We start from the raw sequence: 17,824 nt of genomic DNA, 5'->3' as shown, positions 1-17,824 counted from the left end.
ACTTCTGACCCATCTATTGGTATTGAGGTTAAATCTCGTCATGGTCGCATTGACAGAGTTAGATGGTCAATTAGTTCTGAAGAAGTTGAAAAAAATGCAGTTGTAGTTTGCATTTTGATTCAAGAAGATGTGAGTGAAGCACAATCTGAGTATCACCTTTTTTTGGCTGGCTTTCTCCCAACCCGGATGATTAAGTTGAAGACTGGTAAAATTTCTTTTGGGATAGAACAATTACTATATGGTGGTGGTTTATGGTGCTATCTAGAACAGTTACAATCTTTTATAAATAATTCTTCTCGGCAACAACCACCAATTTACAAATATCTCCCGAAACAGGATATATCATTTAAGCCAACTATTAATCAGGTGTTCAAATCTCCTTTTAAACCTGAATATAGTGATGAAGATTTAAATTTACTTTATATAAAAAGGGGTGATGAAAATTTAGAGAAAGGAGAATATACAAATGCTATTAATAATTATAATAAAGCGTTAGAAATTACTAATAATGATAGTAATTTATATTATAGACGAGGTTTAGCACACTATCAAATAGGAGATTATGAAGCTGCGATCGCAGATTATTCTCAGGCAATCCAGATGAATATTCATGATGCTAAATCTTACAATAAAAGAGGTTTAGCTCTCTATCAACTGGGGCGATTAGAGGAAGCAATTAATGATTATACTCAAGCTATTAGAATTAATCCTAATGTTGCCGTAACCTATAAAAATCGGGCTGAAGCTCGTTCTCATATTGGAGATAACCAAGGAGCAATTGAGGATTATACTCAGGCTATTAAAATTAACCCTCATTATGCTGATGCTTATAAAAACCGTGGGATTACTCGTTATTTATTAGGCTCTCAGCCAGGATTTCCTCAAGCAATCAAGATTAATCCTCAAGATGCCATAGCTTATAAAAAACGTGGGAATGCTCGTTCAGATTTAGGAGATTTTGAGGGCGCAATTGAAGATTATACTCAGGCAATCCAGATTAATCCTAATTATGCCGATGCTTACTATAACCGTGGGAATGCTCGTTCAGATTTAGAAGATTTTGAGGGCGCAATTGAAGACTATACCCAGGCAATCCAGATTAATCCTAGTTATGCTGATGCTTATTATAATCGTGGGAATATTCGTTTAGAAATTGCAGATAAACAGGGAGCAATTGAAGATTTTCAAAAAGCGGCAGATATCTATCGTCAAGAAGGTAAACTAGAAGCACTCAAAGACACACGAGAAATAATATTAGATTTAGAAATAGAAGAATCAGTAGATATTTTAAACTTCTAGATAAATACTATATTAAGTAGCCTCCAAAGTTTGTATAGCATCTGGGTGATTTTAGTTTATTTAGTTAATACTATTGCTGATGACTTGTATCTACCATTTGACTTGAATCAGCAATGCCCGAATTCGGATTATCGAGTTTTTCAAATGAGCGAACCTACCGTTTATTTTTTTTGATAGCCACTAAAACAGCTATACTTAGTATACCTAAAATTAGGGAAGACTCAGGGATAGGTGTTATAGAAAAAGAAGTGAGGGGATAACCTGTATAATAACCTTGCTCCCCTATTTCTAAGTAGTCATAAGTGTAAAACACATTATATGACGCTCCTCCTACGGTGTAAGCAAATCCAAATTCATCCAATTTCGGAGTTTCAGCGAATAAGAGATTGTCATTGTCAAGAAATAAGCCTGGAGATAATAAAGACTCTATTGGGTTGCCATTTCTTGTGCCAGTAATATCTACAATTTCATAACTATTTGTCGCTGAATCGTAGGGGTTAGTTGTTAATTTTCCTGCGACTGTAACAATGTCATTTGGATCAAGCACACTCGTACCAGAGTAGGAAAAATTAAAAATTGCCGCTGAAACAGGAGCCATCATATTTGTTAAAATGCAGACTGTACTAGTGATAGTAACTGCGAGCTTTCTATCAAAATTCATTCCATTTTCCCTTTTATTTCAAAACACGATTAACAAGGATTTTGCATCACTACTTATTTGTGTAACTAATAATTGCTGGTAAAGGCTACGGCAGCACGTCAAAGGGTAGCATCATGTCGTTATCTTCGTGATTAAGCATGTGGCAGTGCCACACGAGGCGTCCAGTAAATGAATTGCCAAAAGGTAAGTTCGCTGTGGCTTTAGCACCGAAGGGAACTATCAGACGAACAACCTCAAACGGGTTGACTACCACAGTATCCTTCCAGCCAGCTTCGTTCGCTGCTGGTGGTTTTGCTAAACCTTTTAAATAGGGAGTAGGGTCGAGTGGTGGATAACCATAAGGCACTGTATCTCCACCAGGTGCATGGTGCATAAGTACTTTACGCGGCCCAGTAGCTCTGTATGCTGCCGAGTAGGCAGTATCATTAATTGATTGGCGGTTGAGGATTTGAAATGGCACTAGATGTAGGTGCATTGTGTGGGCGAATGGCTGTAGATTGATGAAGTTCCACTGCTCTACTGTGTCTACTTGTGGTTGCTCCCTCAATTTTGGGTGGTTGGCTGCTTCATGCCAGTAAACCGCGTTGAGCATCATCGCTAACACCTGAAAGTTAGAGTTCAAAATATCTGTTAGAACCAGGTTGCGCTGTTTTACTGGTTTGGTAGCAATCTTTGTTATCAATGGATTGTTTACTCGCAACCGTGTGGGAATAGCTTTAGGAACAGCAGCGCCCCGATTCACCGTAAACTGCATGATTTCTGGCATTCTAAAGTAACCCTGGTCAATGACCGTAGCCAAACCCTTGGGATACGGTGCCGCAGCGTCATTTTGTAATACAATCTTATCTCCTGGTAGACTTGTAGAAAAATCGATTAGCACATCAGCTCGTTCACCAGGCCCCAGCAGTAACTTAAGCAAATATACTGGAGCGTTCAAGAATCCTCCGTCACAGCCAATTTGAATTAGTTGCTGATTTGACGACAGCTTAAGTCTGAAGAATCGGGAGTTTGAAGCGTTGACAATGCGAAAGCGGTACAAAGTTCGGTCAACATTGAGGTTTGGCCAAGCCTTGCCGTTGACGACAGCAACATCACCGTAAAACTCATGATCCCATTTTGCTGGAAAGGACATCGAACCATCGGAATTGAACGAATGATCTTGTAGTATCAAGGGCACTTCATAGGGCGCTCCAGCAGGGATACCAAGAGGGCCATTACCACCTATAGGATCGTCCTCATCCCGAATCAGATACATCCCAGCCAGCCCGGCTTGGAGGTTCAAGGCAGTCAGGCCAAGGGAATGGTCATGATACCAGAGTGTCCCGGCTTCTTGATTGTTGTTGTAGTTGTACACATTGCTCTGTCCGGGCAGGTACGTGTCTTCTGGATAACCATCACTGTCAGGCTCGGTATTGCTGCCGTGTAAGTGTATGACTGTTCGTGGGTTAGTTATGTCCGACGCATTGACACCATGTAAGCTTGTATCAACTGACCCAGCTAATGGATGAGTACCGAGTTTGTTGAATGCCCGAATCCTAACGGGCGTTCCCCTTGTTACCTCGAAAGTGGGGCCAAGATAAGACAATCCGCCGTAACCCCAGGTGGTAAAAGACCCTAAGCTGCTGTGGAACGAGTGTTTACCTGGTGCAATATCTAAGGTACTAGGTGGTGAAATCGGGTATGAAATGGGCAGCGACTCGGTAAATTTTGAGAGTCGAGGCGAGGCTGCATAGGTTCTCTTTGCTTTGAGTACTTCGGGAAGCAGAACTCCTACTCCTAAACCTGCGCTCATCGTTAAAAATTGCTTTCTAGTTAACATTTTTGGTTGTGTTGTAAAAATTAGCGTTGAGTCTAAAAAGCCTTGGACTTATGCAAGAACTTTCTGAAACTCTTTTAGGCTTATGATGCTATGGGTTGATTAGTGATGGCTACACCCGCCGTACCCTTCTCCTGTCGGAAACGCTACGCGAACGGGAAGCAAGCTACGCGTAGCGTCTGTCTACGACACGCTGCGCGAACGCAGAGAAGGCATCGCACTTTGTTTACTAACAAAATATGGTTGTTTTTGTTCAATATCCCTAGCTGCTAAGAGTGTACTCAGGGTGTTAATCATCTGAGTACTTTCCTCTACAGCCGAGTTCATTTCTTCTCCCAAAATGCTATGGGTTTTTTTGAACTCCCGAATCAGGCTATCTCGATCGTTCTGAATAACTAATTGCGCCAACCGATCATAAGTGGCTGCTAGTCGTTTAATGGCTTCACGTCGCTCTGATGTAGCAAGCATAATATCTGCTATCAGAGGTGCAGACTGAGCGAACAAGCGGCCAACTATGTCAATTTCTAGACGGAAAATTGGGCTAGAAAAATCTAAGCTTCGACGGATATCAATCTCTTCTTCTGCTAGAAAAACCCCAAGACTCAAGGTTTTAAAGTTACGGATTGCTTGAACAGCAACCATCATTTGGTCATGTTCTTCTGGTGTAGATACAATCAGTTTACCACCATCATTTTCAATCAAATCCAAAAGCCATTGGAAGGCATCGTCTCCACGGCCAGAACAGACTACAACTTTTTGAGACAAGAACGATTTGATACCTGGGCCAAACATTGGATGCAAGCTCATTACAGGCCCACTATGCTCCTCAAGCATAGTCTGTAATATTGGAGTTTTAATACTAGCAATATCAGCTAAAGCAGTAGTTGGAGAAAGGCATTTACTAAGTTTATAAATAACCTCTATTGTATGTTCAATCGGAACGCAGATTAAAACTAAATCTGCTTTTTGTAGCAGCGATTCTGCTTGTTCCCAATCACCCCGATCGAGAATACTGACGTAGTGACCGACGGCTGATAACTTCTGCTGGAAGAAGTGCCCCATCATTCCCCGTCCGCCAACTAGAGTAACCCGTCGTGGCTTAGTGTTAGCTGGAGGCGAAAATCTACTAGCAACGGCAGAGGTACAATCTGTAACCAAGTTTTTCCAGATTGACTCTGGAACACCAGCCTGCACCAAGGAAAATGCAAAATTAGTAATTTGTTCCTCTAAAGCAATCGATTGTGATTCAGCCAAAACGGCAATTCTTTTACCTAGTAAATCAATGAGTTGTTGGTCAATTTTTTTCAACTTTTCTGGAAGCATAAGACTTTTCAAATATATGATTAATTTGTTTGCCGCATCAAAGAGCGATGTCTAAGGGCGGGCTACGCCTAACTAAATATCGCTAAATCTGGGCGTAATTGTGCAGCACCGCGCAAATAGATCGGGCGTAATGCATTCTGAGGTATAGGGGTATTGAAGTGAATTAGGACTCGAATACAGCATTTAAGGCTACTGTTTACCTGCATTTGCTGCACATCCAACAGAGGAACTTGCTCCCACCCCGAACGACGACGCGCCACCGCCGCGAGAAATATTGCATCTAAGTCAGGAGTGGCGGAAAAAGTGACACTAACAATTTCGGCAGGATCTAGCGGATTGTTGACTTCTAAGACATTCAATAACTCATCCACAGCTTCTGCGATCGCTTGTGCTGAGTTTTGGCTAACTGTAGTTGCACCTCGGAGTCCTCGCACCCGCCATTCTGCGAGTGGCGCTGACATGTGAGTTTGTTGGTATGTATGTGTAAGCAATGTGAACTTATCCATATTGATTTGACCCTTAAAAACTTAATTTTTTCTCAGCACAAAGTTTTAGATAGCTACTCTTTTAATCCAAGATAATTGGAGCTTCTTTTCGAGTTTTTAGTCTAACTTTCAGAAACAGTAAAGGTAGGTAACTAGCAAGAATGATGAAGGTACTGTAGCGAAATAAGTCATTAGATATCTGATGCGTGAGTCCTGCGTTTTGTACCTCACTTACTTACAAACCACTGTATATCAATTAGTTTTCCTTGACGCTGACAACGACAGAAGATAAAGTAAGCGCCTACTCCTAACAATGCAGGCAACAACCCAGGTTCAAAAACCTTTTCAATTCGGGTTTGCACAGTTCCAGAATACAATAGGTCGCCTCTGGTAGTAGGAAAGTTCACATTTGGATAGACATCAAGGGTTGCAGTACTTGGGACTGTTGTCCGTATAGCAGTAGATTTCCCAAATGAACCCTTTGGGTAATGAAAATAGTTCACCAAAGAAAACTCAGATGCTGGTTGCTTTTGATTACCACGTACCTCCCAAAGAAAATCGTCGGTTTCAGGATATGGAACACCATCTTCAGCACGAGGTAAAAAAACAATCGGATTACCAACGGTTCCTTCAAAAACTCCCTTCTCGCCAAAGTCAAATTTATAATCATATCCTCCTTCAAAATATACGGTAGAGTTCGGTGAATCTGGAGTTCCTATGGCAGTATCATTGTAAGTAAAGTAACCGTTTGCTCCCTCACCCTCAAAGCTGAATTTATACAAAGCTGCTTGAACAGGATCTATGTTTAATATTACTGACGCGAGTAACGCTGCTGCACTTGAAATAGCCGAAAGCGATAATTTATTCAATAGACTCATTGATATTACCTCCAAAAAAGATTGATTACTGAATTAGTTCCTGAAATTAACCGAAAAGGTTTCATGATGAAAAATGTTAGCACTAACAATTTTTTGCATTTTTTAGAAAACCTATCATAGGAAAGTTGACACATCAAAAACCTAATAAACTACCTGAATTTGATAAATCAAACCTCAACAAACTAACAAAAAATAACTAAGTAAGTAGGTAGACATAATTAAATATAAAATAAACTCCTAGTTTGTAGTGAGCGATTTATCGCTCAGAACAAGGATTATCAGGACTAAAGTCCTTATTACCAACTTTAAATTTATTTATGCCTCGATACTTATACTAAGTTGGTTTGTTATAATCAATCCTTTGCAGATAATAATGGTCGGCACTGACGACGGAACAAAAACCAAGTGCCTACTCCTAACAATGCAGGCAAGAATGTAGGTTCAGGAACCTTCTCAATCCGAGTTCGGACAGTTCCTGTATACAACAGGTCGCCTCTTGAAGCAGAAGGGTCTACATTTGGATAAACATCAAGAATTGCAGTACTTGGGACTGTTGTCCGTATAGCGGTAGATCCACCAAATGTATCTTCTGGGTAATGAAAATAGCTCACGAAAGCAAACTCAGACGCTGGCTGTCGTTGAAAAGCACGTACTTCCCAAATAAAATCATCGGTGTCAGGATATGGAATACCATCTTCAGCACGAGCTAAAAAAATAATAGGATTACCAACACTTCCTTCAAAAACCCCCTTCTCCCCAAAGTCAAATTTATAATCATATCCCCCGTCAGGATATGCTGTAGCATTGGGTGTATACGGACTTCTTCCTATGGCGCTGTCATCGTAAGTAAAGTAACCGTTTACTCCCTCACCCTCGAAAATAAATTTTAACAGTGCGGCTTGAGCAGGATCTATATTTAATATTACTGACACAAGTAATGCTACTGCACTTGAAATAGCCGGAAGCAAGAATTTGTTCAATACACTCATTAATATTACCTCTCAAAAAGATTGATTACTAAATTAGTTACTGCAACTAACCCAAAAAGTCTCATGGTGAAAAATGTTAACACTAATCAGTTTTCGTAATTTCGAAAATCTAATTTTAAGTAATTTGAACAGATAACACCAAGAGCATCATAAACTGGCTGAAGTTAATAATGTAAAACTTCATAAATCAAGAGAAAAAGTCCTAAGTAGAGTAGACATCTCCAGAAATTCATTCTGCTTTATATAGAACCTTTGTAGAGAGGTAGCAGTGCTAGCTATCTACATTCATTTTTGGAGATATCTGCTAAGTTAGTTCGCTCTAATTAATCTTGTGCAGATAATAATTGTCGGTACTGACGACGGAAGATAAACCAAGCGCCGATTCCCAGTAATGCAGACACTGATGCAGGTTCAGGAATCTTCTCAATTTTTGTTTTAACAGTTCCTGAAAACGTGTAGTCTCCCGTCGTATTTGGAAAATCCCAATATGGATAAACTCTGAGTTTAGCAGTGTCAGGTACACTCGTTCGTAGCGCAGAAGAATTTGAAAAGCTTCCTTCCGGGTAAGTAAAGCGAATTGACAAACCGTATTGCTGGTTACGAGAAGCCGCAGGAATGAAAAGGATAAAGTCATCAAAGACATCATCAAAGCCAAAATAACCACGGCGTCCAAGATAAACAATATTTCTGGCCTCATCATCTATATTTGATTGTGACCCTTTAGTTCCTTCAGCTACGATGTCTCCTACATTAACGAAATATTTTTCTACCGAGCCATGATACTCAGCAAGAGGAAAGTTAGGACCAAGAGGTTCTATCTTCTGATTATCTGAGTCATTATAAATAAAGTAACCATTTGCGCCCTCACCCTCGAAAGTAAATTTAAAAAGAGCAGCTTGGGCTGGATTTACACCAACTGTTCCTAAAACTAAAAATGCTGCAATGCTTACAGCAGAAGCTATCGAGAATTTATTCAACAAAGCCATTTTAGTGATGTCGTAATATAGCTATACTTTCAGGTTGAAAATTTTATTGTTTTGCAGGCGATCGCGTTGTAAAACTTGACCTGGGAGTATATGATACTCTGCCTGAATACTTTCTAAAGGTCTGTGCCACATTTCTTCCCAGCGCACAGCCCAAAGGGGATGAGCAGCACGGCCCCGTTGCCAGCCTTCAAATAGGGCCTCTAAAGCCAAGCCCAGACTCTTGGTTTGAATGGTTGTAAAGTGCAGCACTAAAGCCGTCATCAATAAGGTTTGATAGACTGTTGGGCCTTGACCATGACAAAAACCCTGGAGTGCTAATTCTCCTAAAAGTTCTGTGTTATAGCCAGTTATGATATGCCAAATATCGTGAGTCTGCATTTTGCGTATTTTGATATAGCTTAAATCATCAGGTGAATCATAAGCGCTATAGTCATAAGCGGGAATACCATTTTCAGTCATGTGATGATAGTAGACATAACCTAGAGTTCCTGGAGCGCAGTCTTTATTGAGGTCTTCTAATTTATACTGAGGTCCCAAATAGCGTTGCGAAATCATTTCTGCCATCCCAGGATTCAGTTGCAACTGTTCAACATAGTCGGAAGCTTGTATGTCATCCAGATGCCTTACAACCTCTTCCAACTTGAAATACCATGCAAGCTCAGGATCGTCAGGAAATGCTGCTACTGATAAAAAAGCCTGCACAAAAGCTGGATCGTTCAGCACAGAGTTAGAATTAGTCAGTACTTGTGCCATTGCCTCTGTAATCTCCATCAAAAAACTCCTTTCAAAAAATGTAGTTTGATGTCTAGATGTATGCACTGTAGAAATGCGATTAATCGCGTCTCTACAAAATTCAAGGTTTTTTTGACTTTTGGCGATTTTTGCTCTCGTTAAGAGGAGACTCTTTACGCCATTTAGGTGCGTTTCGCCCGCGCAATTGTTACTTTTTTTCCTTAGCCAGAAGTTTAAGGGCAGACTTCTGGCGGTCAGAACTTCAGTGACTCGTTACTCAGCACTGTTTCGGTAATTTCATCAATCAAATCGGATTTCTATGTAAGTTCTAAATTTTCAAGAATTTTACTGGCAAATCAGAATTCTATCCTCTTGTTGAGAAAGGCTGACTGATGGAGCAGGAGCAGGGCCTAGCGCGACATCGCCCCAGCGCATCACACAGCTACCAGCATTAGATGATGAACCCATTGTGTAGACGAGAACTAGATCGTTTTCACGAATTTTACCTGCGTGGGCGGCGTGATAGAGATTAGCAACGGGAAAGGTTGGCCCAATGTTGGCATATAGAGGATTGATATTGATTGTAAGCTCTGGCTCAATATCTAGAGCGCGGATGCAAACTCGTGAATACCAAGCACTAGGTGTATTAAAAACAAAAAAGTTGATTTGATCTAAGGTGAGTCCAGCATCAGCGATCGCACCGTGGCAACATAGACGAATAAACTTCACTGTTGTCTCGTTAAACATCTTACTTGCACCCTTGCCGCCTCGAATGAACATTTTGACGTTGCCATGTTCATCGGTGGTGAATTCATTATAGAAAGCACCGCAGGTAGCAGAGGTATTGGCAATTTTCGTACCGAGAATACCTTGGTTTGGTTTCAACTTGCCAACTACAAAGGCTCCAGCACCGTCGCCTGATAAAAACGCCAGAGTATCATTTTCGTCAGTATAGCGTGAGTAGGTAGTGGAGACAACCACTAACACATTGCGATACTGTCCTGTTTGCACCAAAGAACAGGCTGTCTGAAGCGAAACTAAAGCTGAAGTGCAAGTTGATTCTACATTCCACGCTGCACCTTGTAGTCCTAGTTTTCCAGCGAGAAAGGCAGCATTCCCAGGTGTGATTTGCTCTGGAAACAGTGAAGTAACGAGCATGAGATCGATGTCTTCAGGAGATAGCTTTGCGGCTTCGAGAGCATCAATAGCAGCACGATACTCTAATGAAAGTGAAGTCTCATCGGGAGCTAACATCCTTCTTTCCACAGTACCACGGAAGGGATCTGACATATACGGTGTTACCTCTTGTGACCAGATATCGTCGTTATTATCGACTGTGGCATTATCGGGTACAAACAGTTTAGCCAGGGTTTTTTGTTCAGCCTTAGCAACCATCTCTGGAAAATTCTCTCTGTAGTAATTGTTTGTACGGGTAATGCTAGGAAAGTTAACTGATACTGCACGAATACCTACTGGTTCTAATATTGCCATGACAAGTCCCCTTTTAATTTTGTTTTTGGTGTTACACGATGAAAGTGGAAAATACTGTTACTCTTTTGGATTTGGTATTGTGAAAAAGTACATCAGATAAGCATTTCAGATTTCCAATCTGTAGGTTGGGTTTTGCAAAGCCTCAATCCAACCTACGAAATATTGATTCTTAACCGAGCAATATTGTGATGACACCCTGCCTCGTTCCCAGCGCTTTGCGATCGTTTTCATAAAAAGCTGTAGGGAATTGGTACTAATGACCAATGACAAATGACCAATGACTAATGACCAATAACCGTTTTAGCTTCTATGGCTCCTTGTTTAATCAGACTCTGAATGCGACCTCCGATAGGTGCGGGTCGGGTTGGGTCAATCTTCACATCAATAATGAATGGAGCAGTAGATAAAAGTGCTTTTTGTAGCGCAGCTTCTAAATCAGATTCAGTATTAACACAGATGCCATCGGCTCCCATTGCTCTAGCGATCGCAGCAAAATTAGTACTTGGTATTTCCGTATCTATCGGGACGTTGCCACTTAACCCCTGCAATGCCATTCCTTGGGCGCACATATTGTAGCGTCCATCGTTGAGTACAATCCAGACAGATGGAATCTCGAATTTCACGGCTGTGCTGACTTCGTTGTTCATCAGCATTGCTCCGTCCCCAACAATCGCAACGGCTTTACCTTTTCGCCCTAATGCCGTACCAACTACCCCAGTGGCAGCATGACCCATAGACCCAAAACCAGTACTAATGCGGTAACGATTTGGTTGGTTAAATCGCAGTAAATTAGTTGCCCAAGCAAAAGAGTTACCCGCTTCAGCTAAGATTGAGGCATCACTGCCCTCAATAATCAGTCGTTGAATTGCATCCATCAAAGCTTCGGGTCGCACTAAGCCATTTGGGCGTTGAGTATTTGTGTAGGCTTCAGGACGCGGTAGTGAGGAAGTGGGAAACCAATTAAGACGCTCTGGAAAGCGTTTTAATAAAGCTTTGAGGAATTCTTTGATTTCCGAGTGAACAGCGAGAGTCTCTACTGATGGATAAGCCACTCCTGGCACTTGCGGGTCGATATCAACATGGACGAACCCATTAACAGGAATCATTGCCGGACTCCAGAATGAAGTCGGCTCACCAAGGCGCGTTCCCAAGACTAGTATGCGCTGCGGTCGTTGTTCCTGCATATATTTCAGAACAGATAAATGCCCACTAAAGCCTGTGACACCGATAAACTGGGGATGATGTTCTGAAAAAATACCTTTGGCGCGAGGTGATGTCATGACCGCCGCTCCAGTTTTTTCTGCCAACTGACGGATTTCCTCTGCGGCGTGTCGCGCACCGAAGCCAACCCAGATAGCAAAGGATTCTGCTGATAACAACTTTACACATTCAGCGATCGCTTCTTCACTCGCAGTTGGTACAGATTGAGAAAACGCTGGCTGAAGTAACTGTACTTTTAATGGTGTCGTCTGGATTGGGGTGGGAACGCTGATATGGGCTACAAAGCTGCCTGGTTGGGCTAAACCTTGGGCAAGTCTGCGAGAAATTTCTGGCAGTTGATCTCCAGACTCTAATATAGTTGCGTAATTGAATAGTGGGCCTGAAGTAAAAATTCCTGAGAAAGGCATTGTGTGGGCGCTGGTTTCTTGACAAGCTCCCCGACCGCGATTTCCAGTTGAGGTTGCAGCCGACAAGAAAATTACCTTTGCTCCTTCCCCTCGTGCAGCAAAAAGCCCAGTTAGAGCATTAGTGATACCAGGGCCTGTAGTAGTGAATACCACGACGGGGCGATCGCTGGCAAAATAAGCCTCGGTAGCGGCAAAAGCTGCACCTGATTCATGGCGAAAGTGAAGCAATTCGATGCTGCTACGGTTTAATGTTGCCCATAATGGCCCAATACCGCCTCCTGAAACACCAAATGCATAGTTAACTCCCAAATTTTCCAGAATCTTAACTAGAGCCTCTGCAACCGTAGGATTTAATTCTGACTCTGGAGATTTTTCATTCAGCGATACAGGAGAGAAAATAGAAGATCCAGTTGAAGTTTCAAATGAAATTTGATTAGATGAAGGGTTAATTTTTGTTCCCAAAGCTTGAGGAGAATTAGCTTTTTTGTTGATATACTTAGTATTCACCATTGCCAATGATTCCTGTTTATTGATTTTTTAGCTTTATTGATGACTTAACTCAAGCTATATTTAGTTATTAACAGCAACTAATTGAGAGCTTGATTGCTGGCGTAAAACTCGTTTTAGAACTTTCCCTGTTGGGTTCTTTGGCAGGGAATCTACAAAATTAATAGCATAAGGAAGTTTGTATTTTGCCATTCTTTCCGAGCAAAATTTTAGGATTTGTTCTTCGCTAATTATCTTACCCTGCTTCAAGATAATATTTGCCTGAACTATCTCACCTTTGATAGCATCCTTAACGCCATATACAGCTACCTCGGCAACAGATGAATGTTGATAAATAACATTTTCAACTTCAGTCGGATATACCTTAAATCCAGACACATTAATCATGTCTTTCATCCGGTCAACGATGTAGAAAAAACCGTCTTCATCTACCCTACCAATGTCACCAGTATGGAACCAGCCATTTTTAATTACTTCCGCAGTCTCAAATGGGCGATTCCAATAACCAAGCATGACGTTAGGCCCTCGAATTACTATCTGACCCAATTCACCAAGCTCTACCTGATTACCATTATCGTCAATAACTTTCATTTCTACATTCTCAATTGGAGCGCCAATGGAACCGAGTTTATATTTCAAATCGTGATTATAAGACGCACATGGTGATGTTTCAGTTAAGCCATATCCTTCATTAATGACTTTCCCATACTTATCCCGCCAAGTTTGGGCAACTTCAATTGGCATTGGTGCGGCAGCTGAAAAGTAGTAACGAACACTATTGAGGTTGTAACCAGATAAATTACTATTTAGAAGATTGATAAATACCGTTGGTACTCCAAAAAACATTGTTACTTGATGAGTAGCGATCGCGTTGAGTATTTGCTCAAGATCAAATCGACGTTTCAGGATAATTGTGGCACACACGTTTAATGCTGCATTGAGAATAGCATTTTGACCAAAGCAATGAAATAACGGTAGATAAAGTAGTAATCGGTCATCTGATTGCATTCCACAACAACGGTTTTGGGAATACATATTAGAAATTATGTTGCCGTGAGAAAGGGTCGCTCCTTTAGGAAAACCTGTTGTTCCCGACGTATAGACGATGCTAGCAGGAGTATGGCGATCTATTTCAATAGCATCTGCATTACCAGAAGCACTTTCCATCAGTTTTGCTAAAGTAATTCCCTTTTTGGCGCTACCCTCTGCAATCAAAATGTGTTGCAGTTCGGGTAAATCTGCTTCTGGTACATTTTCAACGAGTGACTCTGTGGTAATTATTGCTTTAGCAGCACAATCGTTGAGAATATAGCTAACTTCATTACTTTTCAGCATGACGTTGACTGAGACAACAACCGCACCAATTTTGAGAATGCCAAGATAAGAAATGATAAATTCTGGAATATTTGGCAAAAACAAAACTACGCGATCGCCTTTTTTAATTCCTAATCCATTTAAACTGTTAGCTAGACGATTTGCTAGTTGGTTAAGCTGTTTGTAAGTAAAAGATTTTTCTTCAAATATCAGCGCAATTTTGTCAGGATATAGTTGATAACCCCGCTCGATATGATGGACAATATTCATGGCTAAAAAGACTCACTTAACTTCATTACCTTCGTCTACTTCGACAGTCATTGCTCAGAAGAATTCAGTGTTAATAATGTCTTTTGAGTATTTAGCTGACTGACGTTATCAAGTTCCGTTCGTGGCTGCAATGTCATCAGGATGCCTTTGCGTGTTTGCAGAGTTAGCAATGGCTGCGGCTCAACTGGATGTTCAGGCAGTAGATTGAGGCGGAAACGTTGACACACCATTGCCACAATCAACTGAATTTCTGTTAATGCAAAGATGTCACCTAAGCATTGCCGTTGGCCGCCGCCGAAAGGAAAGTATGCATAACGGGGACGATCAACAGAGCGTTCTGGTGTGAATCGTTCAGGATCAAAGCCTTCAGGATTATCCCAAAAAGTAGGGAGGCGGTGCGTGACAAAGGGACTGAACAAAAGCATCGAGCCAGCTGGAATATGATAGCCGCCAATCAAATCATCGCCCAAGTTATTGCGGGCATAAACCCACGCACCCGGATAAAGTCGCATTGCCTCTTGGACAACCATTTTGGTATATTTCAGGTGTGGCAAATCCTCGAAGGTGGGGGTTCTTCCAGCCAATACCGTAGCCAGTTCTGCCTGTAACTCGCGTTCCACGGTGGGATATTTGGAAAGCAAGTACCAGATCCAACCAAGTGTTACAGCTGAAGTCTCAAATCCAGCCGAGAAGAGTCCAACTATCTGGTCATGTAATTGCTGGTCACTCAATCCCTCGCCAGACTCATCCTGAGTATTCATGAACATTGAAAGTATGTCATGAGCGGTATGATTGCTTTGTTTGCGTTGTTGGATGATGTTGTTGGCAACTGTGCGGAGGGTGTTGATTGCTTGTTTAAACTGGCGGTTTTTTGGCGTGGGGAAGCTAATAGGTGGCTTGATGATAGCCCATAAGCGATCGCTAAGGAACTTGTAGATAGTATTCCAAGCCTGAATTAGTTCGCTGGTGTCACTATCAGCGTCGATACTTAAAGTCGTCTTCAGCAGAATCTTCTGTGTCAGCACGAGCATTTCCGCAGAGATATCGAGAGTTGCACCGGGTGGAATTTTTTGCCAGCGTTCTACCATCTCGGCGGTAAGCTGGGTCATGTCATTGACCATCGCGGCGATTTGCTGGCGGTGAAAAGATGGTTGCATGAGGCGACGCTGGGAACGCCATGAGTCACCCTCGCTAATTACCAAGCCTTCACCAATTACTAGTTTTATGTCCTGGAAATTTTCACCTTTTGTATAGTTCTGAGGATTTTCTTGCAGGACATATTTTATAGAATCGGGATCGGCAATCAAGTAAAGTTGTTGCGGGCCGATTGACCCCAGATGGACAACGCCACCATACTCACGCGCTGAATTGGTGAGGAATTGCAGCGGATTTGTTGACATTTGGAGAAAGCAACCAATAATCGGAAAACCGGGTGGGCCAGGAGGTTTTTTACGTGCATTTTGGTAGATGCTTTGTTTGATCATTGTATTCTCTCCAATTTAATTAGAAAAAATCATCACTGTTCGTAACAGATTAAGACTTAGGAGTTTCAGGTCAACAAAAGCTCCTTAACTGCTTGCACAATCTGTCCACCATTAACGATATCAGTTGCAATTTTGGCGATGTGTTCGTCTAGGGCTTGTTCGTGGTCATTCCAGATGTAAGGTCTGTCGGCAGAAGGCGCTTGTCCGACGACATCACGGATTGCTAGATATAAATTTCTGGTTGCTGGCGAGAGGGTGACGCGGGCATCATAATGTCCAACAGTTTTGTATGTGCGTAAATCAACTGCTTGCACGCCAAACATTAAGGCGATCGCTATATACTGTTGAAATATTTCTACTGATTGACGTGCTAAATTTGCCGAAGCAAAACCTTGACTATTGATATTTTGGTTATATTGTTCTGCGTGGGTAGGAAAGCGATCGGCTATGGAATTTCCATAGAAGGTTAACAGAGGCATAATCGAGTTGCCAGTAATTTGTAATCCTTTCAAACCCATATTTACACTCCGCTCTTTATTACCAACTAAAGATGGAGAAAGCCCATTATTAAATTCTGGTGCTACCAAGTAGGCTATTTGAACATCGAGATGTTTAGCTAACAACCCAATGTAGTAACGCAATTGATCCATACCTACGCCAATGTACTGCCCTAAGAAATTACCGCCATGATAACTTGCTTGGTTTTCTACATCGATAAGTGGGTTGTCAGTTACAGAGTTAATTTCTACTTCAATTTGTTTTTGAATTTGCTCAAGCCCATCGACAATTGGCCCCATATATTGGGGTAAACAACGCAGTGAATAACGGTCTTGAATTGGATCTTCGCCGCGATAATTGTGAGAGCCATTTAACTCTTCTCTAACTAACTGTGAACCTTCCAACAGATTGAGCATTTCGTCAGCAGCCCATTTTTGTCCTGAATGTGGTTTCAGCTTATGAATAAAGGGGTGAAATGATTGATTAGTTCCATTTAAACCTTGAATAGCTAGGGCGTGAGCGCCCATTGCTAATGCTAAAAGATTTTTGGTGTCGTAGACGCAATTGGCAGCGATACCTGTCATGACTGATGTGCCATTCATCATCGCCAACCCTTCTTTCGGAAGTAGTTGTAATGGCTCTAAACCGAGCTTTTTTAATGCTGTTAGTGCGTTCATTTCTTCACCGTTAAAGTCAACGGTGTAGTTGGAATTTAAACCAATCAATGCCCCAGTAATGTATGCTAAAGGTGTTAAATCACCACTAGCACCAATTGAACCATATTCGCAGACATGAGGTGTAACACCAGCATTGAGGAATATCAGCATCCGCTTAATGATTTCCAAGCGAATCCCCGATGCACCACTAATGTGAGAGTTTGCACGTAAAAGCATTGCAGCCCGAACATCAGCCAAAGGTAATTTTTTTCCTGCACCTACTTTGTGATACCACATCAAATTATTTTGTAGTAAAGCCGCAGATTCAGGAGAAATTACCACATTTGCCATACCACCAAAACCAGTTGTCACCCCATAAATAGGTTCGCCAGATTCAACTGCATGGTGAATAAAATCGCAGGATGCTTGGATATTAGCCAATTTTTCTAGATCGTCAGTTAAACGTACTTGTTTCCCATAACGCGCTACACTAGTTACTTCTTCAACAGTGAGATTGCGATCGCCTACAATTACAACCTCATCAGAACCATACACAAAAGGAAAGACAGTTTTGTTGGCAGTGTTTTTACTTAAACGAAGCGTATTCATATTTTTGAGAGTTTATGACTAAAGTTTTCAACCTTGACAATTAGTGAAGAGGGCAGTCCCGATGAAACAAGTTTCAAAAGCCTTGCATAAAAGTGGGACTAGGGACTGAGATTTTTACTCAGCACTCAACACTCAACACTCAGCACTCAGCACTCAACACTCAGCACTCAACACTCAGCACTCAACACTCAGCACTCA

Annotated in this window: 14 protein-coding genes; 1 reads left to right on the top strand and 13 read right to left on the bottom strand. The window is 41.6% G+C overall.

Annotation, left to right across the window (positions count from 1 at the left end):
* Nucleotides 1–1,299, top strand: a 1,299-nt coding sequence (locus RMY16_RS30785; protein WP_322739551.1) for a tetratricopeptide repeat protein, incomplete at its 5' end; no start/stop codon positions are given.
* 154 nt (nt 1,300–1,453) lie between these two features.
* Here RMY16_RS30785 and RMY16_RS30780 read toward each other — a convergent pair.
* From RMY16_RS30780 to RMY16_RS30720, 13 genes are all read right to left on the bottom strand, one after another.
* Complete coding sequence (locus RMY16_RS30780; RefSeq protein WP_322739550.1) at nt 1,454–1,960, bottom strand: hypothetical protein; 507 nt, start codon at nt 1,958–1,960, stop codon at nt 1,454–1,456.
* A gap of 85 nt (nt 1,961–2,045) precedes the next feature.
* Nucleotides 2,046–3,752 (bottom strand): multicopper oxidase family protein, encoded by a 1,707-nt coding sequence (locus RMY16_RS30775; RefSeq protein ID WP_322739549.1) that lies wholly within the window; start codon nt 3,750–3,752, stop codon nt 2,046–2,048.
* A gap of 207 nt (nt 3,753–3,959) precedes the next feature.
* Nucleotides 3,960–5,099 carry a bifunctional chorismate mutase/prephenate dehydrogenase gene (tyrA, locus tag RMY16_RS30770; RefSeq protein WP_322739548.1) on the bottom strand — a complete coding sequence of 380 codons (1,140 nt, stop codon included), beginning with the start codon at nt 5,097–5,099 and terminating at the stop codon, nt 3,960–3,962.
* Nucleotides 5,100–5,167: 68 nt separating this feature from the next.
* On the bottom strand, nt 5,168–5,560 hold the full coding sequence (gene aroH, locus RMY16_RS30765) for a chorismate mutase (protein ID WP_322739547.1): 393 nt from the start codon (nt 5,558–5,560) through the stop codon (nt 5,168–5,170).
* A 251-nt stretch (nt 5,561–5,811) separates the two neighbouring features.
* On the bottom strand, nt 5,812–6,462 hold the full coding sequence (locus RMY16_RS30760) for a hypothetical protein (RefSeq protein ID WP_322739546.1): 651 nt from the start codon (nt 6,460–6,462) through the stop codon (nt 5,812–5,814).
* Nucleotides 6,463–6,815: 353 nt separating this feature from the next.
* Complete coding sequence (locus RMY16_RS30755; RefSeq protein ID WP_322739545.1) at nt 6,816–7,451, bottom strand: PEP-CTERM sorting domain-containing protein; 636 nt, start codon at nt 7,449–7,451, stop codon at nt 6,816–6,818.
* Nucleotides 7,452–7,774: 323 nt separating this feature from the next.
* On the bottom strand, nt 7,775–8,437 hold the full coding sequence (locus RMY16_RS30750) for a PEP-CTERM sorting domain-containing protein (RefSeq protein WP_322739544.1): 663 nt from the start codon (nt 8,435–8,437) through the stop codon (nt 7,775–7,777).
* A gap of 21 nt (nt 8,438–8,458) precedes the next feature.
* Nucleotides 8,459–9,208 (bottom strand): Coq4 family protein, encoded by a 750-nt coding sequence (locus tag RMY16_RS30745; protein ID WP_322739543.1) that lies wholly within the window; start codon nt 9,206–9,208, stop codon nt 8,459–8,461.
* Nucleotides 9,209–9,514: 306 nt separating this feature from the next.
* Nucleotides 9,515–10,660 carry a 3-oxoacyl-ACP synthase III family protein gene (locus RMY16_RS30740; protein WP_322739542.1) on the bottom strand — a complete coding sequence of 382 codons (1,146 nt, stop codon included), beginning with the start codon at nt 10,658–10,660 and terminating at the stop codon, nt 9,515–9,517.
* 281 nt (nt 10,661–10,941) lie between these two features.
* The gene (locus tag RMY16_RS30735) at nt 10,942–12,798 is read right to left on the bottom strand and encodes a ScyA-related TPP-binding enzyme (protein ID WP_322739540.1); all 1,857 of its coding nucleotides are present in this window, start codon (nt 12,796–12,798) and stop codon (nt 10,942–10,944) included.
* Between the two features lie 60 nt (nt 12,799–12,858).
* Nucleotides 12,859–14,379, bottom strand: coding sequence for a long-chain fatty acid--CoA ligase (locus tag RMY16_RS30730; RefSeq protein WP_322739539.1), 1,521 nt, complete (start codon nt 14,377–14,379; stop codon nt 12,859–12,861).
* 47 nt (nt 14,380–14,426) lie between these two features.
* Nucleotides 14,427–15,863: a cytochrome P450 gene (locus RMY16_RS30725; RefSeq protein ID WP_322739538.1), complete on the bottom strand. Its 1,437-nt coding sequence runs from the start codon at nt 15,861–15,863 to the stop codon at nt 14,427–14,429.
* A 65-nt stretch (nt 15,864–15,928) separates the two neighbouring features.
* Complete coding sequence (locus RMY16_RS30720) at nt 15,929–17,626, bottom strand: aromatic amino acid ammonia-lyase (RefSeq protein WP_322739537.1); 1,698 nt, start codon at nt 17,624–17,626, stop codon at nt 15,929–15,931.
* Nucleotides 17,627–17,824: the final 198 nt, after the last annotated feature.

Origin of the sequence: Nostoc sp. DedQUE12b, assembly GCF_034530835.1 — a bacterium.
In the GTDB taxonomy this organism is placed as follows: domain Bacteria; phylum Cyanobacteriota; class Cyanobacteriia; order Cyanobacteriales; family Nostocaceae; genus Nostoc.
The sequence above is the reverse complement of the archived record's forward strand: the minus strand, read 5'-3'. Positions and strand labels throughout refer to the sequence as shown.